General features: G+C 46.9%; 21 protein-coding genes and 1 tRNA gene. 15 read left to right on the top strand and 7 right to left on the bottom strand.

From position 1 onward, the window contains the following. Positions 1–50: 50 nt before the first annotated feature. From yajC to JYB63_RS10280, 4 genes are all read right to left on the bottom strand, one after another. On the bottom strand, positions 51–383 hold the full coding sequence (gene yajC / locus JYB63_RS10295) for a preprotein translocase subunit YajC (RefSeq protein WP_205657797.1): 333 nt from the start codon (positions 381–383) through the stop codon (positions 51–53). 24 nt (positions 384–407) lie between these two features. Further along, positions 408–1547, bottom strand: a complete 1140-nt coding sequence (gene tgt / locus JYB63_RS10290; protein WP_207758359.1) for a tRNA guanosine(34) transglycosylase Tgt — start codon at positions 1545–1547, stop codon at positions 408–410. 195 nt (positions 1548–1742) lie between these two features. Beyond that, the gene (gene queA / locus JYB63_RS10285) at positions 1743–2792 is read right to left on the bottom strand and encodes a tRNA preQ1(34) S-adenosylmethionine ribosyltransferase-isomerase QueA (protein ID WP_205657795.1); all 1050 of its coding nucleotides are present in this window, start codon (positions 2790–2792) and stop codon (positions 1743–1745) included. A gap of 154 nt (positions 2793–2946) precedes the next feature. Further along, positions 2947–3363: a VOC family protein gene (locus JYB63_RS10280; protein WP_205657794.1), complete on the bottom strand. Its 417-nt coding sequence runs from the start codon at positions 3361–3363 to the stop codon at positions 2947–2949. Positions 3364–3544: 181 nt separating this feature from the next. Between JYB63_RS10280 and JYB63_RS10275 the strand changes: the two genes are divergently transcribed. Then, positions 3545–4105, top strand: a complete 561-nt coding sequence (locus tag JYB63_RS10275) for a TetR/AcrR family transcriptional regulator (protein ID WP_205657793.1) — start codon at positions 3545–3547, stop codon at positions 4103–4105. Positions 4106–4186: 81 nt separating this feature from the next. Here JYB63_RS10275 and JYB63_RS10270 read toward each other — a convergent pair whose 3' ends face one another. Next, positions 4187–4552 (bottom strand): hypothetical protein, encoded by a 366-nt coding sequence (locus JYB63_RS10270; protein WP_205657792.1) that lies wholly within the window; start codon positions 4550–4552, stop codon positions 4187–4189. A gap of 200 nt (positions 4553–4752) precedes the next feature. Here JYB63_RS10270 and JYB63_RS10265 point away from each other — a divergent pair, with 200 nt between their 5' ends. The 11 genes from JYB63_RS10265 to JYB63_RS10220 all read left to right on the top strand — a co-directional run bounded on the left by JYB63_RS10265 (position 4753) and on the right by JYB63_RS10220 (position 17252). Continuing rightward, entirely contained in the window at positions 4753–6144 is a 1392-nt protein-coding gene (locus JYB63_RS10265) for a PepSY-associated TM helix domain-containing protein (protein ID WP_205657791.1), read from the top strand. A gap of 180 nt (positions 6145–6324) precedes the next feature. Beyond that, positions 6325–6409 (top strand) — tRNA-Leu (locus JYB63_RS10260). An 839-nt stretch (positions 6410–7248) separates the two neighbouring features. After that, positions 7249–8175: a hypothetical protein gene (locus JYB63_RS10255; protein ID WP_205657790.1), complete on the top strand. Its 927-nt coding sequence runs from the start codon at positions 7249–7251 to the stop codon at positions 8173–8175. Between the two features lie 76 nt (positions 8176–8251). Then, a complete protein-coding gene (locus tag JYB63_RS10250; RefSeq protein WP_205657789.1) occupies positions 8252–9115 on the top strand; it encodes a hypothetical protein in 864 nt (287 codons plus the stop codon). 205 nt (positions 9116–9320) lie between these two features. Next, entirely contained in the window at positions 9321–10025 is a 705-nt protein-coding gene (locus JYB63_RS10245) for a DUF4102 domain-containing protein (protein ID WP_205657788.1), read from the top strand. Positions 10026–10076: 51 nt separating this feature from the next. Continuing rightward, positions 10077–10319, top strand: coding sequence for a hypothetical protein (locus JYB63_RS10240; protein ID WP_205657787.1), 243 nt, complete (start codon positions 10077–10079; stop codon positions 10317–10319). A 261-nt stretch (positions 10320–10580) separates the two neighbouring features. After that, positions 10581–10937: a hypothetical protein gene (locus JYB63_RS23730; RefSeq protein WP_509149405.1), complete on the top strand. Its 357-nt coding sequence runs from the start codon at positions 10581–10583 to the stop codon at positions 10935–10937. A 307-nt stretch (positions 10938–11244) separates the two neighbouring features. Next, entirely contained in the window at positions 11245–14352 is a 3108-nt protein-coding gene (locus tag JYB63_RS10235) for a hypothetical protein (protein ID WP_205657786.1), read from the top strand. Positions 14353–15147: 795 nt separating this feature from the next. Beyond that, positions 15148–15411, top strand: coding sequence for a hypothetical protein (locus JYB63_RS10230; RefSeq protein WP_205657785.1), 264 nt, complete (start codon positions 15148–15150; stop codon positions 15409–15411). A 305-nt stretch (positions 15412–15716) separates the two neighbouring features. Continuing rightward, on the top strand, positions 15717–16193 hold the full coding sequence (bamJ, locus tag JYB63_RS10225; protein ID WP_205657784.1) for a BamJ family beta-barrel-assembly machinery protein: 477 nt from the start codon (positions 15717–15719) through the stop codon (positions 16191–16193). 156 nt (positions 16194–16349) lie between these two features. After that, positions 16350–17252: a serine hydrolase domain-containing protein gene (locus tag JYB63_RS10220; RefSeq protein ID WP_205657783.1), complete on the top strand. Its 903-nt coding sequence runs from the start codon at positions 16350–16352 to the stop codon at positions 17250–17252. Between the two features lie 30 nt (positions 17253–17282). Here the strand turns inward: JYB63_RS10220 and JYB63_RS10215 are convergent, their stop codons facing one another. Together JYB63_RS10215 and JYB63_RS10210 are read right to left on the bottom strand one after the other, a co-directional pair. After that, a complete protein-coding gene (locus JYB63_RS10215; protein ID WP_205657782.1) occupies positions 17283–17537 on the bottom strand; it encodes a cytochrome C oxidase subunit IV family protein in 255 nt (84 codons plus the stop codon). 128 nt (positions 17538–17665) lie between these two features. After that, positions 17666–18292: a cytochrome c oxidase subunit 3 family protein gene (locus JYB63_RS10210; RefSeq protein WP_205657781.1), complete on the bottom strand. Its 627-nt coding sequence runs from the start codon at positions 18290–18292 to the stop codon at positions 17666–17668. Positions 18293–18891: 599 nt separating this feature from the next. Here JYB63_RS10210 and JYB63_RS10205 point away from each other — a divergent pair. The 3 genes from JYB63_RS10205 to JYB63_RS10195 are packed head-to-tail and all read left to right on the top strand — an operon-like array spanning position 18892 to position 22946. Next, positions 18892–19380: a DUF2271 domain-containing protein gene (locus tag JYB63_RS10205; RefSeq protein WP_205657780.1), complete on the top strand. Its 489-nt coding sequence runs from the start codon at positions 18892–18894 to the stop codon at positions 19378–19380. Between the two features lie 6 nt (positions 19381–19386). Beyond that, positions 19387–21561: a PepSY domain-containing protein gene (locus JYB63_RS10200; protein WP_205657779.1), complete on the top strand. Its 2175-nt coding sequence runs from the start codon at positions 19387–19389 to the stop codon at positions 21559–21561. 14 nt (positions 21562–21575) lie between these two features. Continuing rightward, entirely contained in the window at positions 21576–22946 is a 1371-nt protein-coding gene (locus JYB63_RS10195; protein ID WP_205657778.1) for an ankyrin repeat domain-containing protein, read from the top strand. Positions 22947–23020 lie beyond the last annotated feature (74 nt).

Raw genomic sequence — 23020 nt, 5'->3', positions numbered from 1 at the left:
CTGTAATCGAAAACGCCATTACCGGTCAGTAATGGCGTTGCTGTGAACGACTAGATTTCTTTAATTGTGCCTTTTGGCAGCGCCGCACTTACGTGGGTTTTCTGGAAAGTCAGTTCGGTGTCACCGGATACTTCCAGAACAACGTAATCATCATTCAAACGAACAACCTTACCCAGGATGCCGCCGGCGGTGATCACTTCGTCACCTTTGCTCAGGCCAGCCAGCAGTGCTTTATGGTCCTTCGCACGCTTTGCCTGTGGGCGCCACATGAAGAAGTAGAAAATCAGACCAAAGCCCACCAGGAAGATGAGGTTGAACATGCTTGGATCCATACCGCCCGGGGCTGCGCCTTCAGCGTATGCTGGTGAGATAAAAAAGCTCATTAGCTTCTCCTAGTTACTGATTTATTAAACATTATTAACTGATTCTGTGTCGGCCAGCGGCGGTGTTTCCAGCCCCCGTAACCGGTAGAACTCATCGACAAAGTCGCTCAATTTACCTTCTTCTATAGCCTTTCGCAAACCAGCCATAAGTTCCTGATAGTAATGCAGGTTATGGATAGTATTCAGCTGCGATCCCAGGATCTCTTTACACTTATCCAGATGGTGCAGATAGGCGCGGCTGAAGTTCTGACAGGTATAGCAGGAACATTCTTCATCCAGCGGTGCGGTATTGGTTTTATTCGCCGCGTTACGCAGCTTCACGATACCGGTACGGGTAAACAGATAACCGTTACGGGCGTTGCGGGTTGGCATCACACAATCGAACATGTCCACACCGCGACGCACACCTTCCACCAGATCTTCCGGACGGCCAACCCCCATCAGGTAACGGGGCTTGTCTGCCGGCATTTTCCAGGCCAGATGGTCGAGCACTTTTTCCATTTCTTCTTTCGGTTCGCCAACCGACAAACCGCCGATGGCATAACCATCGAAATCAATTTCGTTCAGACCTTCCAGTGACTCATCACGCAGATGCGGGTACATGCCGCCCTGAATGATGCCGAACAGTGCAGACGGGTTATCGCCGTGGGCATCCTTGGAACGCTTCGCCCAGCGCAGTGACAGACGCATGGATTCAGCTGCCTGCATTTCAGTGGCCGGGTAAGGCGTACACTCGTCAAAAATCATCACGATGTCGGAACCCAGGTCTTTCTGAACCTGCATGGACTCTTCAGGGCCCATGAACACTTTGGAACCGTCTACCGGCGACTGGAAGGTCACACCGGCTTCAGTGATTTTGCGCATTGCCCCCAGGCTGAACACCTGGAAACCGCCGGAATCGGTCAGGATCGGACCTTTCCAGTTGGTAAAGTCGTGCAGATCACCGTGCTGTTTGATGATTTCCGTGCCCGGACGCAGCATCAGGTGAAAAGTATTACCGAGAATAATCTGTGCCCCGGTGGCTTCAATGTCCCGTGGCAGCATACCTTTCACGGTGCCATAGGTACCAACCGGCATAAAGGCTGGGGTTTCAACATCACCACGGGGAAAGCTCAGACGTCCGCGACGGGCTTTGCCCTCAGTCGCCAGACATTCAAACTTCATAAAACATTCTCTGCTCACAGCAATTCCTAATCGGTATATTGAGCCGGGAAGCTTCATCGTCCCGGCAAACTTCCCTTAGATATAAGGGCATTATTATCAATCACAAGGTGCCGGCTGAAATACAGTTACCAGCCCCTGCTTTAAAGCTTATGGCGAACGGTTAAATGGCTTTGATTGCTCCAGCCACAAACAGTTTCACCCTTGTGCCACACTTTTATCCCGGCGCTGCAAAAACATCGCATCACCGTAACTGAAGAAACGGTATTTCTCTGCAACCGCTTCATGATATGCAGCCATCATGTTGTCGTAACCGGCAAAGGCAGACACCAGCATCAGCAGGGTTGATTCCGGCAAATGGAAGTTGGTCACCAGCACGTCAACGGTTTTGAACTCGTAGCCCGGGTAAATGAAGATATCGGTATCGCCAAAATACGGCGCAATCTCACCGTCACAGCTGGCGGTTTCCAGACAGCGCACACTGGTGGTGCCGATCGCTACCACACGGTTACCGCGGGCTTTAGCCGCTTTAACCGCCGCACAGACTTCCTCAGAGACTTCGATATATTCCGCATGCATTTTATGCTCGGCAATGGTATCCACCTTCACCGGACGGAAAGTCCCCGCCCCCACATGCAGCGTCACAAAGGCTTTTTCTACACCTTTGTCTGCCAGTTTGGCCAGCAGGGCATCGTCAAAGTGCAGACCGGCTGTCGGGGCTGCTACAGCACCGGGCTTTTCGTTGTAGACCGTCTGATAACGTTCCCGGTCAGACAGCTCGTCTTCACGCTTCATATAAGGTGGCAGCGGCATATGGCCAAACTGCTCCAGCGCTTCAATCAGGTTGCCTTCGGAAAGATCAAAACGCAGCTCAAACAGATCATCATGACGGCCAACCATGGTTGCCTTCAGGCCACCGTCCAGTGTCAGTTCCGCCCCTTCTTTCGGCGAACGGCTGGAACGGATATGCGCCAGTGCAGACTGTTCATCCAGCACCCGCTCGATCAGCACTTCAATTTTGCCACCGGACGCTTTCTGGCCGAACATTCTGGCCGGAATCACCCGGGTATTATTGAAGATCACCAGATCCCCTTCGTTCAGCAGGTCCAGCACCTCATAAAAGTGCCGGTGCACCCGGTCACCACTGTTACCGTCAACACAGAGCAAACGGCTGGCAGTACGGTCAGCGAGGGGATAACGGGCGATTAACTCATCGGGGAGTTCAAAATGGAAATCTTTAACCTGCATGGTGGGATCTGTCGGAACTGAAAAAAGGACGGCTATCCTACCGGAAAACGAAGCATATTTCAGCGCCCTCTGAAGGGAAATAGCACAATTAACCGGCCACAGCAGACCTGTACCCGGTTAATAACTGTTTCACTTGCTGAAACAGCCGGAACAATCAGCCCGCCGGGGCAATAAACTCCGTCCGGATACCGCCTGGAATCAGACACATCATGTGGCGGAACGGTGCTTCTCCCAAGGCTTCCGGCGCAAACTCAATCGTCACATTATCCTGCTGCAACAGGCGCGCATGTAACGCATCCAGCGCTGCTGTATCCGCTACCGCCAGTGCCACGTGATGCAAGCCAATATTCTGTTGCCGGTTAAAACTGACCGGCGTCTCAGCCTTAGCCTGCCAGAGGGTAATCATTGTATGGCCATCGCTGACAAACACCGCCGGATAATCCGGCTTCTCCCCCACCTTATTAAACCCAAGCACCCGCTGGAAAAAATCGGCAGTTATCGCCAGCTCAGGCACAGTCAGCCCTAAATGATTTACACCGCGGGTCAGAGCCCCTTCAGAATTACCGGTCATACTGCACTCCAGAGATATATTATTAATGTTAATGAATAGATTTGTTCAGGTACAAAATACCATAACTGAACAGATCTGTTCATTTTTTATAATAAATCCCCTCAACAGGGTAAGGAGAATACTGGAACCCCACGCCCGGCTGACATACACTCTGCCCATCGAAAATACAGCGGACCCGATAATGGCCAGGGATAAACAACAACTTCTGATCGAAACATCATTACAGCTGTTTAACAGACACGGATTTCACGCTACCGGCATTGATACCATCATGGCGGTATCCGGTGTATCTAAAACCACACTGTACAAATATTTCCGCAGTAAAGAACTGCTGATTCTGGCCGTACTGGAATACCGCCATCAGAATCTGGTGGAACTGTTTGATTCCACCATTAAGACATCACGTGAAGCCCATCCACAGGAAAAAGACAGTTATCACCTGCATGCGTTTTTCGATGCGCTTCAGGAATGGTTTGAAGATGACAACTTCTTCGGCTGCAACTTCATTAATGCCAGCGCCGAATTTGCCGACAAAGATCACCCGGTACATCAGTACGCCTGCCGGCATAAGCACTGGTTACGGGATTGTCTGACAGAGTTGCTGGGTAATGCGGCGCTTGCCGATCAGGTAATGCTGCTGGTTGACGGTGCAATTGTGACTGCTCAGGTCCAGAGCGCGCCCCAGGCTGCCGAAACCGCACGACAGCTCGCTTGCCAGCTGTGTGGACTGCCTGCCCGCTGAGAACACTGCGAAACAATTTTTTAGTTAACAGCCAGAATTTCAGCGGAAGGCTTTTTCGACCACAGCCGCCTGCTGCCCGAACTACTCCAGCCCCGCCTGCAAATGCCCGCCGGGTAAAATAACCACCACCGCGTGCAGAGGCCGGTCAGATACGGCGGCAATGTTACCGGCCGATAATGTACGGCTGTAACCGACACCATCCTCCTGCCAGCTCAGGTTAGCCAGATTCCCCTGCAACGCCCGCTCCGGAAAGCCCAGAGAACATTCACTGCCGGATAAGATGCTACTGCAGCTGACGACCTTACCTGTTTCGGGAATCTTCAGTTTCACCTCATAAACAACCTCTGAAGTACGGTTCTGGATAATCAGTTCATTGACGGTCTGGGGCTTCACCCCGCAGGCGGCCAGAGCGGCACAGGTAATGCACAGCAAGAAACGTGTAACCATATGAATTTCCGGTGTTTAAATCAGTAAGACTTACCTTACAGTACCATAGCCCCAGAATAAAAATATGCCACCTTGCAGGTGCAAATGTGAGATCAGAAAACTCCCCTGCGACAAACCGCCACGCGACAACAGGTCACATTTCCGGACACGTAACCGGTTGCTAAAGTGCCGCGCTTTCAGAGCCCGATACAGGAACAATCATGTCGCCTTCATCTTTACAGCCAGCCCGCTACCGCGCCGCCTGGCGCTGGCATATGTATGCCGGCCTTTACGTCATTCCTTTCATGCTTATGCTCAGCCTCACCGGGCTGATCATGCTGCTGTATCAGCCGGTCATCGCTCCGGCATTGCACGGCAAACTGCTAACCGTTGAACCGGTCGCTTCCGAATACCTGAGCTGGCAAAGTCAGCTGAAGGCCATCACCGCAAAGTATCCACAGGCCACGGTTAACCAGTTTCGTTTACCGGAAACAGCAGAACAGAGCAGCCACTTCACAGTAAAAACCTCTGAGGGCGAAAACCGGAATGTCTATGTGAATCCGTACACCGGGGAAATATTGGGCAGTAATAGTAAAGATGGCAGCCTCTATGCGCTGGCGGACGAAATACACGGGACGTTTTTGCTGGGTGAAACCGGCGACGCCCTTATCGAACTGGCGGCCGGATATACCCTGGTGCTGATACTGACAGGGCTGTTCATGTGGTGGCCCCGCCAGCAACAACACTGGTACCGGCTGTTTATTCCACAATTGAGCAAGAACGGACGCTCACTGTGGAAAGAACTGCACATCAGCACCGGCGCCTGGCTGGCACTGGCGCTGTTATTTCTGAGCATTACCGGCCTTTCATGGACAGGAATCTGGGGGGCCAAAATCGTCCAGCCCTGGAACACCTTCCCTACCGGCGTATTTGGTGGTATTCCAACCTCAGACAAAACCCATGCCAGCCTGAATCCCGGAGTCATCGAAGAGATTCCCTGGAACCTTGAACAGGCCCCTTTACCACTGTCTGGTTCTGCTGCCGGCACACAGGCAATTCCGGCAGGCACACCGGTTAATCTCGATACAGTGACCGGTTATGCACAGCAACTGGGTATGACATCCTTCCGGATCAACCTGCCCCGCTGGGAAGATGGCGTCTACTCCATTGTGGCCGCCACCATGAGTAAAGACCGTATTTCGCCGCTGGATGACCGCACCCTGCATATTGATCAGTACACCGGAAAACTGCTGATGGATATTCAGTTTCAGGACTACAGCCTGATAGCTAAAGCCATGGCGATCGGCATCCCCTTACATATGGGGCTCTGGGGAACAGCCAACCTGATACTCAACACAGTTATCTGTATGCTCACACTGTTCCTGTGCATCAGCGGCATCATCCTGTGGTGGAAAAGACGTCCCATCAAAGCAGGTGTCAGCCTGAATCCTCCGGCAGCGATTGAAGCCAAACGCTGGAATACCGCCCTGATCATCTGGGTAACGATTGGTGTCTGCTTCCCACTCACAGGGGCAAGCCTGATTGCTATCTGGCTGCTGGAACAGATATTCAGCCACCTGTTTAAGCGCAAAGCTAAGCTGCAGCGCAGCTAAACCGGCCGGGCAAACGCAACCTGCTGTTTGCCCGCGCTCTCTCTGCAAATACCTGAAACCCTGCGTTTTTTCAGTTTATTTCTGTTTGCTGATTGACGCCTAACAATGGATTCGTATAATACCGGGCACTTGCTTACGCTCGGACATTTACCGGAATAAGTAAGTTGCGAAATGATATGTGCCGGTGTGGTGAAATTGGTATACACGACGGATTCAAAATCCGTTGCCTTCGGGCGTGGCGGTTCAAGTCCGCCCACCGGTACCACTCAATTAAGCCTCGTTTCTCTTCGGGAGAGTCGGGGCTTTTTTGTGCCTGTAAGAAAGATAATTGGTATACACGACGGATTCGCTTTTCATAACATCTAGCGTTGCCTTCGGGCGTGGCGGTTCAAGTCCGCCCACCGGGGCCACTAACTTAATCAAGTCATCGATTAAGTATTAAAGCCCTGTTCATAGGGTCTACAGAGAAGCGGAGCTTTGTAGCGACCGCTTTTTTGTGCCTGTAATTTCGGCTTCTGGTGCATACCTTATCCCATCTGTGCAATATCTATGCGTCACGACATCCAACGCAATACAACTAATAACTATTAGTTACTCTTTATCTACAATATCAGCTTAAAAAGTGAGACCACCAAATTCCCGATTAAAAACCAGGTCTTTCAGGTCAGCTTTGTGCCATTAGCGGACCTTGGAAATACGTGGCTAGAACGGAAGCTATGCTTCATGCTCGTGACTAAACGTCGTTTCGCGACTTGCTCGACAAAACATAGAAAGCAACCTAGTAGTCAATTTTGGATGACTGAGATATAGTTCTGGTTGATGGGAGAAAGGAGTACCCGTATCAGAGTCTGTGATATTTCTGCGCAATGCAGGTAGTTCAGGCGGGTATTCAGGATGAACACTACTAATCCTTTTTCCTCTCTGGCAGCCCTTGCCCTCGCAAATCGAGCCATAGACTCCTACTACTTTCTGCCTCTTCGGTACATAGCTTTTCTACCCATGAATTTAAAATGTACCTTACAAGGTAGCAAAGCTTGCAAGCTTTTAAACCTTGTAAGGGTGGACCATTAAATTGTTAAGTGAATAGAGAAAGGAATCTTATCTATGATTATCAATAAAAAGAGAATCAGAACGCTTGGTGCATACACAAAAGGATTAGAAGAAGGACAACCTATAGTTGTGAGCGTTGGTATTTCAGATATTGATAGTGACGCAGCTATAGATATTGGACTTAGTCCTGATTTTTCTCCAGGGGAAGTTGTCCTTCCAAGAGCTGTCGGCAACATCACTAAATTCAATGCCGAAGGCAAAGAAATCCCACAAAAGGACGAACCAAAGGAAACGCACTATAGACAGCAAGAATGGACTTGGAAAGAGTTCAGAGGTAGATACGACTTCGAGGAAAAGTCAAAAATTGTAGACATCCCATACGAGCGTTATCCCAGAGAATATATAGAGCCCCCCGCTGTCGAGTTGAATATAGCGACAAATTCTAACAGTGAAAAATTTATCATTTCAGATCCAGTAGAATTTACATCGGAGAACGATGATCTTCTGGTTCATATAATCAACCTATTTTTGGAAATATTTGGGCATTGTGAGATCAGGAGTGAGAACCTTGATTCTATTATTCGTGCTCCTCTTCGTAAGCTAAATTGGGATGTCCTTCCTCCAGGGAAGAAGCCTTGGGGCGAGCTAAAGCCACTTGTACGTGAGGCTACAGGTAATCTTTCGGATGGAAACAAAGTGGTTATTGATAAGCGCCTAGAATCCATCAATGTACATGAACCTGACTTCGTTGCAGTAGGTAGAGCAGGGTTTTCAGGGTACTTGATCTTTGGTTTTCCTGAAAAGAATCTATACATTCTGGAAAGCACGCAAACAAACAACGCTACATACGTTATAGAAAATAATTGGGAAGTTTTGTCTGGGTTAACTAAAGCTGAAATTTTAGAGAATAACCTACATAAAGAACGGGTTTTCCACAGAGAGAGCTGGTTTAATGAAATTAATAGAGTTTTGTGTGGATGAATCACTTAACAAAAACAGTCAGTTGACACGCGATGCGCTCAACTGCTGTAAGCGTTAGGCTCCCAGGAGGGTAAAAATGAGTGAAACTGCGGGTACGATTATAAAGCTACTGGCAGCCCTTACTTCACCAAAGGCATGCGTTAAGTACATAACAGTTGCAGTGGCTTTATTGATCTCCTGGAAATACCTTGAGCCAGTTATCTCAGAGACTCAAATATCCAAAGAACAATTATCAATTGTCCTGCTCCTACTTGGTGTAGGGTGTGGCTCACTTGTAGGACAAGCAGTATCCTGGGCTACTGAGTTCTTATGGAAACAGCATAAGTCAAAAAAAGAAGCGGCGCTTGAACAAGAGATGGAATTAGAAGAAGCCAAGCGTGAAAGAATTGAGAAAGAAGAAAAGGAAAAGTTGCTATTAACAAAGATTAAAAGTTCGTTTGAGCATCTACATTTCGAACAGAAAGCCACCTTAAGAAAGTTAACTCTAAAAAATGAAACTCTAGATATGTCTGAGTTAAATAACTCAGCACTAGAGAAAAATGGGTACATTCAAAGACTAGTACATGTCAGGATTACAGATTACATGACCCAAATTAATCCCCTGATCAGTAATTTCATTAAAGAACAATGGTCAGCCGAAAAAGAATCAAAGGTAAAATCGTTCCTAGAATATAACGATCATGCAGAGAAATTGCTTGAGTTACTTGAGGAAGATAATCAGGACAAGGACTTTCCTGTTGATAAAGAAGTTCTAAAAAGCACTTCACATTACTCAGAGGGTGTTCGGGGGCAAGATGACGATAGAGAAAATAGCACAGGCTATTGGCTGTGGTTCGAGGACTATCTCTTAGAGGAGTTCGAGAAAAAAACTGGAAAATCGTATGTTGATGAAGCTTTTATTTCCTTACAGAGAATTACTGACGATGAAGTCACAGCCTAACAAGCGCATGTTGTCGGACTGTTTTTCCGCTGCGCTCCAAACCAGCCGCAAATGCGGGCGTTAATGACCGATATGTGTCGTTAGCAGACCTTCTGTAAGAGATGATTGAGTCCGCTTTTGGCACAAAGCTACCCTCGTGCTCATCCGTAACTATTCCTTTTTCAATCATATATAAAAACCCCGGATATCTAATTCCGGAGGTTTTATGAGCAAGAAATTCAATCCCACCAACGACCGTATCCGGTCTTTACCCGCCAACGATAAATCATCTTCATCCACTGAACTTGAAGTTACAGATACGGAATTAACCGGGCTGAAATGTCTATCAGGGAAATCTGGTAATAAACGCTTCCTGCTGCGCTATACCTTCAATGGCCGTAAACGCAGCATCAATCTTGGCCGCTTTCCTGATATCGATGTAGCTGCAGCACGTAAAGCTATTCGCAGCTATAGAGCTATGCTCGCTAAAGGCAGAGACCCTAAAGGTGAACAGGAAGTACAGCAGCAAATACCGACCGTAAGCGAGTTCTTCTGGCATACATTTCTGCCTCTTCAGAAGAAGCACAAGAAAACCTGGAAGTCTGACATTGAACGTTTCAAGTTACATATTGAGCCCCTGATCGGTCATCTCAGATATACCGACCTTAAAACCACACATGTTCAGCAGATTCAGCTGAAACTTAATGAACCAACTAAAGATCGTCCAGCCTACGCCAACGCAACCTGTAACCGTGTATTAGCCGTACTGAAGAGCATGGGTCAATTCGCTGTACGCTTCGACATTGTCCCTGTAAATGAGGCAATGAAGATCAAACTGCTAAAAGAAGATAACGTACGCACTCGTTTTCTGGATGCAGGAAAGATGAAGGCGCTGATTCGCGAAGCTCTCGCCTATAAACGTACCCCCTAAATCGATGCGTTTATCGCCATTCCGGCGCTCTCTGGCACCCGTAACAGCGAAATGCTGAACGGTATTGAGGAGCCGTATCGAGCGGTTTCAGTCACTACTGATGGTTTCCTGACTAATGCGCCATTAAACAGGATCAGAATGGATGGCCCAGCATGTCAGTACTTCCGAGAGTTGTATCGACATATAGACACACAAGGCGAAGATATTCTGGAAGAAAAAAATCGCGCTTATCAGATTATCGTGGCCAAAACTCGTTGGCAGGCTACAGTTCTTAAAGCAGCAGGCTGGGAATAAAAGAAGGTAACGGCCAAAGCAGGTATTAAAGTACCGAGCTACGAAGACGATCATAATGAATATTTCGTTATGCTTTATCTAGAACGCCACCCAGGTGAAAAACAGATGCAAGCTCTCTCACCTCTACACGTGAAATGATGCTCTATAACAAAGATCTGCTCATGAACCACCGAATGCAGAACATGAATCTCGAACCAGACTGCAAGCGGCGTCTCATTAATCCACGAATGATTCCTGTACTGGATCGTATGCATGTAGCTTGTGACTCAGAGCCACACCAGGCTTTGGAAGAAGGTGACTATTACCGCACTGTTCGATAGCTGGAGGGCTAACGATAACTGCTTAAAAGAGCTCGAAGACTGGGATGAATGGGAAGAGTACATCGAATCTTCAATCGCAAAGCGACATAGCAAGATGCGTTTGCAGGACGGTGAAAAGTCTGACGGTATACTGTGCCGAAACTTCCTTCGCGCCTATGCTCGCGAGTCCCACGGCCTTAAGCGCAAGATGAAAAACGCCGAACTCATAGAATGGCTGAATTCAAATGGTTCCTCTGCCAAGCACAGTCACGTTAGCGGGGGTAAACGTGCAAAGATGTACTGGGCACAGCTCCTATAACCAAGCGCACTGTTGCGCTTCTGGAGCGCATTCTGGGCGAATTCCCAAATTTCCAATACGAGCCTTTCTTCAATCATGATCGCCTGTCAGAGCTTCATACACGACTTTCTGAGGTTTAATCCCTTTACTCTGCCCGTGCTGACTCTGTCAGCACAACATTTTTCTCACTTTTCACATTAAAATTCACCCTAGACTGAAGTTGAGGGCTACTAACTATTCATAAATGATAAAGATACTTCGGTTTGACACCCTATACCTGCGAGACTAGGTTTAACCTAATAATTTCACAACTGAATTGTAGCCCCCCATGCCCCAGATATCGTTATTTTTTATTGCCTACACATTATTGCTAACTTTATTTTACAGTTCAGGCAATGCTTTAGCGGTTGAAACAAAAGCCGACATAACCGCCCCTGAAAAGCTGCAAAGACACATGATTTATACAGCCAACGCTAAATATTTCATTAATACAAACCGCAGTTATGAAACATTGATATTAATTAAATACGCTAATGAGTGGCACAAGCAAAACCCAGGAGCCAATTCATCTGAATTAATGAAAGCAGTGAACACAGTAAAAGACCAGCACGCTGACATGATAAAAAAATCATACGGGAATTTTGATTTAAACAATACCTTACAGGCTAAAGCGGCTTATTCATTGATAAATATTATAAAGGGCGACTCTGAGAACAGCATGAAGGGAGTGATCGCCGAGGAAATAACAAAATGGTGGTATGAAATGGGCAACACTATTATGTCTCCAACAAATCAGATCATAGCCCAAGCAAACCTCTACTCAAACTTTTTAAACACAAATAAGTTACTTGAGAATACTTTGGCAGAGTCATTGCAAAATGCTGAAGACAGTACTGACTTTGAAGTTGCATTTGATCGCCTTTTCTCTCGTGAGTTTGGCGCTAACATTAAAGACAGTGCAGAAGACATTATCAATAACAACCCTATTTTCTCAACACACTTGGACGTCAAAACTCTAATCAAGAAAATGAACGCCGGCGAATTAACCGATAAAGAACTACTAAATTTATCAAGTGACATCAAAAAAGTAATCACAAAAAAAACTGATAATATAATTTCAAAACTTGAGAGTAATTCAGAAATACTGACCGGGATCGAAGCTTATATAGATAATATAAAATCCAATGAATCAAAACGGATCAATCGTGAAAAAGATAATCTTGAACTAGAAGGCTATCGAGCAAATATATATATACTAAGCACGTTAATGAATGCTCTCGGAATTGAAGGTACACCACAACTGACAGCTACACTTGATGCCGGTCTTGACATCGCTCAACTACTCTCAGACTACGACCACAATAGAGAGCTGTCCAGTTTTGCTGCTAATTCAATTATAGCAGGAGGAATAGTCTCAACCGCAATTACCTTGGTTGGTGCATTTTCAGAACCGAAAGCAACGACTGACCAGTTAATTCTCGAGAATATAGCCTCTTTATCTCGCCAAATAGAAAGCTTCAGAGTTGAAGTACATAATAGGTTCAATTATATAGATGATAGATTAAATAATATTTTGATGATGACTTCAAAAAACTTTTTAAACATGCGAGATGAGCTATCGCAAATAAATTATCTTAGCCAAAGGACTCTGGAACGCACTCTGAGAATCGAACAAAAACTACAATTCTATGCAGAAAGACAATCAGCTCTTTTTCGTGAGAAGTTCTATGTAGATGAAGAAAGGATGATAAATAAATGCTATCGGCTAAAATCTGATATCCCGGCCGCTAAGCCCACTGAAACTCAATTCGATGATTGTCTAGACCATTTTAAAACCACTGCTAAAACTGTTTCTCAATTAACTGGATTCGACCTTACATCTGACACTCAATTTAACCTTTATTCCAAAGCATGGTCTCAGACTCCTCTGCATGCCCCCTACAGCAGAATCATTAAAGAACTGGACTATATTTTTTCAGAGGATAAGACAAACTTAGCGTATTCTTCTATCAACCAAGGCGTGTTTTTGTCAGCACTTTCCTCTTATATGTTAACGTTAAATACATGGCCCATATTAAGGCAGAAAGTTAATAAGTCAGCGTTGGCAGATTTCAAACATTTGATGACTCAGATCGACGAACAACAGGCAACGTTATACAAAGGTACAGAACACTGGAATTTGGCCAAAGTTGCAAAAAGCTATTTGGCTCTGCTTGAGGCAATAGAAACACAGCTCTATGAAATCGCCCTGACTACAACAGAAGTAAACCTCTCTGGCTATGGCTTTAATTATCAGCTGTTTTTAGATGAGCAGCACAAGCTGCAAAATAATGAAGTTCTCTTGTCCGATTTCTCAGAGTTTGGTCTCTGTGGAGAATCCTGGGGCTACTCCAATGACACACAATATGAAATTGTTACCGCTTTAAATGGAGATTTATATGATGAAGAATATAATTTTCAACTATCAAACTTTCCATATCTAGCGACTCCAGATGAGCTATTAAAAAGAATCGAACATATAGATAAGACACAAGGACTAAACCCTATTTCCAACAACCCACAGGAGTTAGAACTGTGTTATGAATTTGAAACAAACTGGTCATGCAAAGACAATATAGAAATAACAGAATATGATTTCGAGGGTGAACCAATAGATTTCATTGGGTACTGTTTACCTTACTACGGGCCCGCCCTATATATCAATTTTATTAAAGATAACACCCCGATATTTTATACAGAGCATAAGATACATAAAAATATAGTATACAAAACTCCCCCTCCTTATAAATTAGATGTTGGCTCTGAATCAATCAATCTACATAATACCGCCATATCAGACCTTGACAATAGACTGGATGAAATACTGAAAAGTTTAATGCAAGACATGAGTAAAAACGATAAGTTTACTGATGATAGATATTGGAGTAAGGCAATTCTGGACAACAACTTTTCATATCGACTTAAAGAAGCTAGAGAACACTACCTTTCAAGTATTAACAAAACTTTCAAATTAGACTCAGAGCTAAGAAGAAATATTGTCATGGCAACATACTTTCAAAATGTTCTTATAAGACTGATGCACACAGAGGAGAGCTTAGTTATAGCAAAAGAAATACCTGAACTAATTTTATTCTCGAATCCTCACGAGCTACCTGATCTTTGGGGTCTGAGCAAGCTTATAGAAAGCAATGCAGCAATCATACACATGGATAACAATATAAATAATTCATTTAACCCCATCAGATTTATAAGTTTACCCATTAACAGTGACATATTATATCCCACATCCGAAAACCTATTTAATCCTGAGATAATAAGAAACCTAATAAGACAACTAGAGTCTTATAACTTCAATGAATTACCTATAAAATCCTTAATCTCCATTAAAATTAAATTCGATATTGAAACAATGGAAGAGAAGCTTTCGCCAAACTAAAACATAAAAAAGTGAAATTATTTGAGAAAACTAATAACAAGTAGTAATCAAAGCAACTTTTAACTGTTTAATAACCTTCATTGAATCGTCCAGTTTTAGTAGATACTTTTATATCTCACCACTTACGAAAAACATAGAATATGCAGATTAAAAACCCACCAAAATCTATTGATACTATCTAAAATACATCAACCTCTTGTTATTAGAAAAGCTATAATTCAGTCCTGCCTTCCGGTTTTTTTCTGCTGAGCAAGACATATATATGGCGTAACCTTCCTATTATCATCTCTTTTAGCCTTCCGTATACCTGTTTCCCAGCATACAGACAGACTTATCCTACGACTGCAGTATCTGATCCACACGCCCGACGTTCAACGAGGCGAACCGCATGACCAGATTGCTATCGTTCTTCATTAGCCCTCGATATCTAGCTTAGATAAAACCAACTTGCCCCTTGATAGTCCGGAATGAATACTCAACTTTGGATCTAAGGCTGTCTTTAATATGCTCGGTTTTCAATTGAATCTTATTAATGTGAGGATATTTCTTCAGCTCTTTGAGCCCACTGGGTATTTCAGCGTTATGTCAATGAGCCTCTACTTCTTCGAAACTCTTTTCAATGCTCACCACCACGATAACCACTGTCGGCGAAGATAAAATTATCCTCACCACAAAGAAAGTCTTCGGACTAATTTAGATAATATTCAATTGCCACAATGGTGGTAAAACCAACAGGAAAAATATCCAAAATGCATTACCAAGTAGTCTTGATTAACGACTCACAAGGTACTGTTGATGAGTACGACCGTCTCTCACGCCCAGAAGTTGATCTCGACTGCTGAACCAGATAACACAAATACATCTCTGGTACGCATCAAACACCAAAGAAAGACAATAAAAACCATCTATCAATCCTATATACAACCGTATAAATCAGAAAAACTCAACGCTTTCCAAAAACTCTTCACTAGGGCTTATGCCTTGCCTTCGGGCGTGGCGGTTGCTCTTAAGTCAGTGCCCACCGATACCACTTATCTTCCAAAAGAAGAAACTCAGTGATCAAACGCTGTTTCAGTCTTCGATTTTTTTATGCCTGAAATTTGGTATACACGACGGATTCACTTTCTAAAACATTCTCCAGTAGAGCTTAAGTATTACCTTCATGCGGCAATCAGAATACCTGACGACATAGTAAGAATACCTTCCGTTAATTCTTACACTCCTTCTGCTATCCCCACCTGTTCCCCCCTAAGACGCTCCCTGATTAAGCGTTTCCTGTATTTTGGTGCAGCACGCAGAGAATATCTTTACATAAGGATTACCTTGTCATTAAAGTAACCGTTTTTATCCGGAACTCTGTACCTATGACTGAAATAATCCTGATTGCTGCCGTCGTCTGTATTGGCTGGCTATTGATTAGATCCAAGAAACAAAATCAACAGCAGGCTGAAAAGAACCGTTCAGCCGGTTCTGAATTTTTAACAGTGAATGCTGATAAGCCGGAAGTAACGACGACTGCCAGCGGCCTGCAATATGAGATTCTGCAAACAGGCAGTGGCGAAGAACATCCGAAAGCCTCGGATAAAGTGAAGGTTCATTATCACGGTACCCTGATTGATGGCCGGATATTTGACAGTTCGGTCGATCGTGGCGAGCCAATCAGTTTCGGCCTTAATCAGGTGATTAAAGGCTGGACAGAAGGTGTTCAGTTGATGGTTGTCGGTGAAAAGCGTCGTTTGTTTATTCCGGCTGACCTGGCCTACGGCAATGGATCAGCGGGTATTATTACGCCCGGCTCCACGTTGATCTTTGATGTTGAGTTACTGGCCATTAATCCCTGAGATCGCACGTAATCTGAATAACTCTGTTACCGCAATTGAAACCAGGCCGGTTTATCTGATCTGGGCTGGTCTGTTCTGGGCTGGGCTGGTCTGGTTTAAGGCAATACTGGATTTCAGATGACACACCGCTACCCAAACAGCCACCCGGATACCTGAATGGATTCACTTCAACAAACGGTTGAAAATCACTACCCTCACATTTATACCGTATCGGTGTATCAGTCCGGTGAGCTTGTCTCTGAATTTGCAAAGCCTGGCTACAAACATAAAGTGCGCACTGTCCGGTCGGTCACCAAGAGCATCATTGCAACCTTGTACGGCATTGCGATTCAGCAGGGATATCTGAAAAACCTTGATACGCCGGTCATGTCGTATTTTCCCGAATACCGGTCCGGTAAGCTGGATGCCAATATTGATAAAGTTACCATCCGCCACTTGCTGACGATGACCTCAGGTTTAGACAGCTCTGACCGGCAGCCGAAAGGCTATTTCAGAAGTAAGAACTGGGTAAGATTCTATCTTGAACGTCCGGTGAGATATGAACCGGGCACCCGGTTCCAATACAGTTCGGCCGGTTCTCATGTACTCTCAGCCCTGTTGTATAAACTCACCTCTCTGAATGTGCACGACTTTGCCAGGCGGCATTTATTCATGCCTCTGGGCATTACCCGCAGCCAGTGGTCACATGATCAGCAAGGCTATTATCATGGCGGATTCGGGCTCGACCTTTCCTCAGTCAGCCTGTCTAAAATAGGTCAGCTGTATCTGGATGGCGGTGCAGTGGACGGTAAGCAGATCATTTCTCCGGCCTTTATGTCTGAAGCCACCCAAAAACAAGTATCCGGCGGCTTTCCTGAAAGTGACGGCTATGGCTATCACTGGTGGACAGGCACTCACGGTGCAGTGGACTATTTCTACGCTGCCGGTCTGGGCGGGCAGTATATTTTCATCGTACCGGAGCTGAACCTGCTCACCGTCATTACCTCTGAATCACGGCGGCCACACCTTGAAAATAAGAAGGTGTTCACTGATCTGATTTTACCGCGCTACATAGCCTGAGCCTTTACAACAGCTGACAGATACACACCTCTACCTTTCCAGATCCACCAGATTGGCGATGCCTTCCGGAAAGAGGTACACCAGCAAAATCATGACGGGCAAAACCACAAAATACAGATTCATGGCAATGCGAAAATACCGGTGGGCATTGCGCAATTCCATAAAGTAATCGACCACCAGCCAGCCTTTAACGCCAACAGTAATTGCAATCACCAGCGTGATGATCAGGCTGGGTTCCGCAGACTCAGCAATCAGCGCACTGCCCAGAGTCAGCGTGATCAACACCAGCCAGACCCAGTTCTTAATTGCAGAGCTCTGAATTAAAGAGTTCTGAATTAAAGAGTTCTGAATTAAAGAGCTCTGAAAAAAAGAGTTTTTCAAACAAGCGTTCTTAAATACAGTAAACATAACAACTACCTCAGTACATAAAGCAGCGGGAAGATAATAATCCACACCAGATCAATCATGTGCCAGTAACAGGCAATCGCTTCCAGGCCTTCATGGTTCTCTGCGGAGTAAGCACCTTTCTTAAGCCGGTAGATGGCCCAGAGTATTGCACCGCCGCCCCAGCCCACATGCAGAAAGTGATTGAAGGTCATGTAGTAATACACGGTGAAGAACAGGTTGGTTTCGATTTCGATACCCTGTTCTATGTTCCAATAATATTCCCAGGTTTTAACCACCAGATAGAAAACCGCACAGATAATGGTGCCCCACAGCCAGCGTATGGCCGTTGTAATACGGTTCATACGCACACTGGCAACCGCCTTTGCCACACAGAAACTGCTGGTTAACAGCGCCAGGGTATTCAGGGTGCCGGCCAGGGTATTGAGCTGCAAAGGCCCCTGATTAAACACTTCCTGATGAAAAACTTTGGCAATGAAATACACCAGAAACATCAGAGCAAACTCTGTCATTTCAGCGTAAATGCCCACCCAAACGGCACCATTGCCCGGAATCCGGTTCGGTTTCGGCAGAAAACTCAAAGGCTGCCCAGTCTCAGGAATCCCTCTGTCTGCAATCACACTGCTATCAGCCATAGCGAAATGCTCCTTCTGTGCCCGGAAATAAAACGTGGAACAACAACAGCCATTCTTAAACAGTCACAGACCACGCTTTTCATGAATAAGGTACAGATATAAATAATTAAACTTGAATGAGCACAGAATAATCCCCAGGAGCATTGCATCTATTGATTTCGGTTAACTTTTAGCAAAAAATTTTTTACACCGGCAGGTAAATATCCTTCAGCAATACCTGCAGCTACCCTGATAAATCAGGTCTTATTCAAACGAAAAGGAAGCGGCAAACGGGTATATTTCAAACAAAACAAATCCTTCCCCGACATAACATGTTTGTTTCAGAGCCATCCATGCCGATTGACCTTCATCTGTAACCCACTGATTTAAATACCGTTATTTTCGAAAAGTGACATATATCATTCAATTACGAACTATTCTCATTACCTATTGACATAAGCCTTTAAATACCAATAATGCCTCACGTTCTCATTATCATTTAGATTAGATTTACTGAGGGATTCCTTTCAATACCAGGGGAAGCTTCCGGTAATACACAGATTCAAGGCACCCGGTCATCTGATCAGGTGATGTACTTAAAAAACCACTGGAGACCTGAAATGTCGCTTCAACTACCGGCTAAATTACGCTCGTCCCTTCTTGTCTTGCTATCGCTACTGGCGTTCACCGCGCCTGCTAAAGCAGATGAAGCAGTCGTGCTGGTTCAGTTAAACGAATACAACGGCCCTGAAGCATACTTTCACCTGTACCTGGTGAATCCGGAAGGCAAGTTTGACCGCACACTCTGGGTTTCCGGGCCGGATAAAATCTGGTGGCCGGATTCTAAGCGCTGGTTCGGATACCACTCCCGCGCCCGCGAGAATGTCGATGGCATCACCGGTGCATCCACAGCAGGCGGCGCACGTTCAGTAATGCGGGTTGATATTGACCCAAGCTGGGTAGATGCCGGCTATAAACTGCGTGTGGAAACATCCGTCGAGAACGCTGATAACGTTCAGGCCGATGCCGAGATCGAACTGACCAAAGCCAACCAGCGTACAAAAACGCCTGGTACTGGCTACGTCCGTTACATCCGTTACAAGCTCTAAATCAAAATGTGGCGTCAGATACACCGCTGGGCGGGAGTCATTCTTGGTCTGTTACTGATCTTTCTGGCAGTAACAGGATCAATCTTATCAGTCGACCCGTTACTGAAACGGTTTGACCGCAACGTCCACGACCTGGGTGACATGACTGTCGGCGATGTACTGCGCCTGTCTGCCAAAAAGAATCCCTACTTTGAAATCGACCGGATCCGGATCGATTACTCCGGCCGCGTACTCCTGCGCGGGGCCGATGCGGCCGGATCACGCGAAGTACCGTTCAATCCCTCTAATGGCCGGTTAGCCCGTAAAGACAGACCCGAACCTATTATGGATCTGGTTAACAGCCTGCACCGTAATCTGGCACTGGGACCAGACGGACGGCCAATTACGCTCATCAGCGTCATTGCCATGCTAGTGCTGATGATCACCGGATTCGTTCTGCTGGCCCGGCGACTGGGCGGATACAGCCGGCTCTTTGGCAAAATTAAAGGCCGGGGCCTTGATAAGTGGCATACCGTCGCAGGGCGGTTACTGATTATCCCCCTTTTCATAACAGTGCTGTCAGGTACCTGGATGTCGCTGGTATCAAACGGTCTGGTGCCTTCCGGCGTGGATGATACACCGGAATATCCGGAAACACTGACCCAGGCCGATCCGGTTCCGGCTGCCGAACTGGCTGTCTTTGACACCATTGCGCTAAGTGAACTGACTGAGCTGAGCTTCCCTATCTGGTCCGACTGGTGGGATGTCTATGTCCTGCGTCAGGGAGGTACTCTCTCCTTTATTGACCGTCATTCCGGAGACATACTCAGCCAGGAAAGCGTACCGTTCTTAACCCGCGCACTGGATCTGTTCACCCTGTTACATACCGGACAGGGCGCATCTCCCTGGGGTGCAATCGCAGGCCTGATTTCACTGTCAGTACCGTTCTTTACCGTGACAGGATTCATCATCTGGTTACGCCGGCGCCATCCTAAGCCCCGCGGAATGGTCTCGCTTGCTAATGCCGACGTAGTCATACTGGTTGGCTCTGAAACAGGCACCACCTGGGGATTCGCGGTTCACCTGGCACAACAGCTTCGTGATGCAGGAAAAGCCGTTCACCTCAGCGGAATGAATAAAACCTGCCATATGCGCGAAGACGCGACCTTACTGCTATTGGCAGCAACCTATGGTGATGGCACGCCACCGTCAGGGGCTGCACAGTTCCTCGAACGTTTACCCGGCTATCAGGGTGGTCAGCACTTTGCGGTTCTGGGCTTTGGTGATAAGGCATTCCCGGCATATTGCGCATTTGCCATCAATTGCCAGAATGCACTGACGGCCTCTGGCCGCACCAGCCTGCTGCCCATGGGAGACATTAACCGCCGTTCCGCACAGGCCTTCACTGCCTGGGGACACAAACTCGCGGTTCCACTGGGACTTAACAGTCTGGTACTGGATTACACACCACCCCGGCCGAAAACACGACAACTGGAACTGGCTGAACGGGAAGACTTCACCGGTTATGACGGCACCGCCTCAGCGATTCTGCGCTTCCGGGCGCCGAAGAAACGCCGTCTGCCAGGATTCAATGCCGGAGACCTTCTGGGTATCGTCCCTCCGCAGGACCCGGTAGCGCGATTATATTCTCTGGCGTCATCAAAACGTGAAGGCATGGTTGAACTTTGCGTCGCCAGCGTCAAAGGCGGCATTTGCTCGAATTACCTGTTGGGTCTGGAACCCGGGCAGCAGATCGATGCCTATGTGGAACACAACCCTGACTTCCGGCCTGCCCGCCGGGCACCCACCATTATGATCGGTGCCGGTACAGGTATTGCCCCCTTTGCAGGCATGATCCGCAATAACCGGAAACAGCCCATGGAACTGTTCTTCGGCCTGCGCCATCCCGACAACGATTTTTATTACCGTGACGCCATTCAGGAGTGGCAGAGTGACGGACGCCTGAGCGGCTTCCACCCGGCATTCTCCCGTCACGATGACCAGGCCTATGTTCAGGACCGCCTGCGCGGTGCCAGCGACATCGTGGCTCAACACTTACACCAGGGTGCGACCATCATGGTCTGCGGTTCATCCCGCATGGCACAGGCTGTCGCACAGGAAATTGACACTATCTCCGCCAGTATAGGACTCAGCATTGCTGAATTACGTCTGTGCGGCCGTTACCTTGAAGACATCTACTGACAGAGGACCCTGCAATGAAACTCGGAACCTTGTTTTCCACCATCGCGGTTACCGCACTGCTCGCCACCAGCGCGCATGCTAAAAACCCTTTCCTGACGAAAAAATTCTGGAAAGACGCAACTATCGAGGACGTGCAGGCCAAGATGGATGAAGGCTACAGCCTGCTCGAAAAACAGAAAATCGGCCGCCAGGCTCTGCACTACGCGCTGCGTGGCAATGCTTCTCTGGATGTCATGCGCTGGTTACTGGAACAGGGTGTCCCTTACCGGCCTGAAGGCGGTAAAGGTGTTTATGCTGAACTGTACGCTGCCCGCTATGGCGATCTGGAACTGATCAAACTGTTCGCGGAATTCGGTGCTGACTATAAAGTTGAAGACTATATGGGTGAAACCCCGCAATACTGGCTGTCGAAAAACAAAAAGTTCCGCCCGGGTATCGTCGAATACTTTGAAGAAATCGGCCTGGATTTTAACCAGCAGAGCCGTTTAGGTATCACGCCGCTGGGCGCTTTCGCCTACAACAAGCGGGCAATGGAAATGTTCGAACTGCTTGAAGATAAAGGCTACGATCCGGGTTACATCGACGGTGAAGGCCGCGACCTATTCATGCGCGCACTCACCAAGAACGACAATGTCGAAATGCTCGAAAAGTTCTACGACATGAGCGAAGAACCGGAAGTGGCTGATAACTACGGATATTCCGGTGTACTGCTGACCGTTGCTGATGAAGCAACCTCTGAAGAACGCCTGGCGTTCCTGGAAGACAAAGGCTTCGACCTGCACATCACCAATGACCGTGGCCAGACCGCCCTGCATATGCTGATGGCTAACCGTGAAGAAGAAGCCGAAGGTTATGAAGCACTGATGTCACGTGGCTTTGACGTAAATGCAAAAGACAATGCCGGCAACACACCGTTGATTCTGGCACTGGCATTTAAAGAGCCTGCCGTTATCGAAACCCTGCTGGACGCAGGCGCCGACCCACTGGCCGTCAACGATAAAGGCATCACGCCCCTGCTGGCAGCCCTCCTGCGAGGCGAAGATTTTGCGCCGGTTATTGATCGCCTGATTGCCGCGAATGCGAATCTGACTGACAAAGACGCAAAAGGCGGTACCACTCTGACCTATGCGGTTAAAGGTGGTCAGCCAATTGAATTGCTGAAGCAGATCGTTGCTGCCGGCGTTGATCTGGACGCGAAAGACGGTGAAGAAACCACTGCTCTGATGTACGCAGCCCTGCTGGGTAAAGACACATCAACCATGGAATTCCTGCTGGAAGCAGGTGCAGACAAATCAGTCACTGATGTCTTTGACGATACAGCCATGCTGATGGCTCAGGAAAATGCCGCGCTAAAAGACAGCCCGATTCTTGCCAAATTACAATAAGGCCTGAACCGGACTCCGACCGGAGCGTCTACACAGACGCTCCGGTTGTATAGCTTTTCCCCCAACAACCCTAT

This window comes from Aliamphritea spongicola (assembly GCF_017051665.1).
Classification (GTDB): domain Bacteria; phylum Pseudomonadota; class Gammaproteobacteria; order Pseudomonadales; family Balneatricaceae; genus Amphritea; species Amphritea spongicola.
This window is presented reverse-complemented; position numbering and strand designations above follow the sequence as displayed.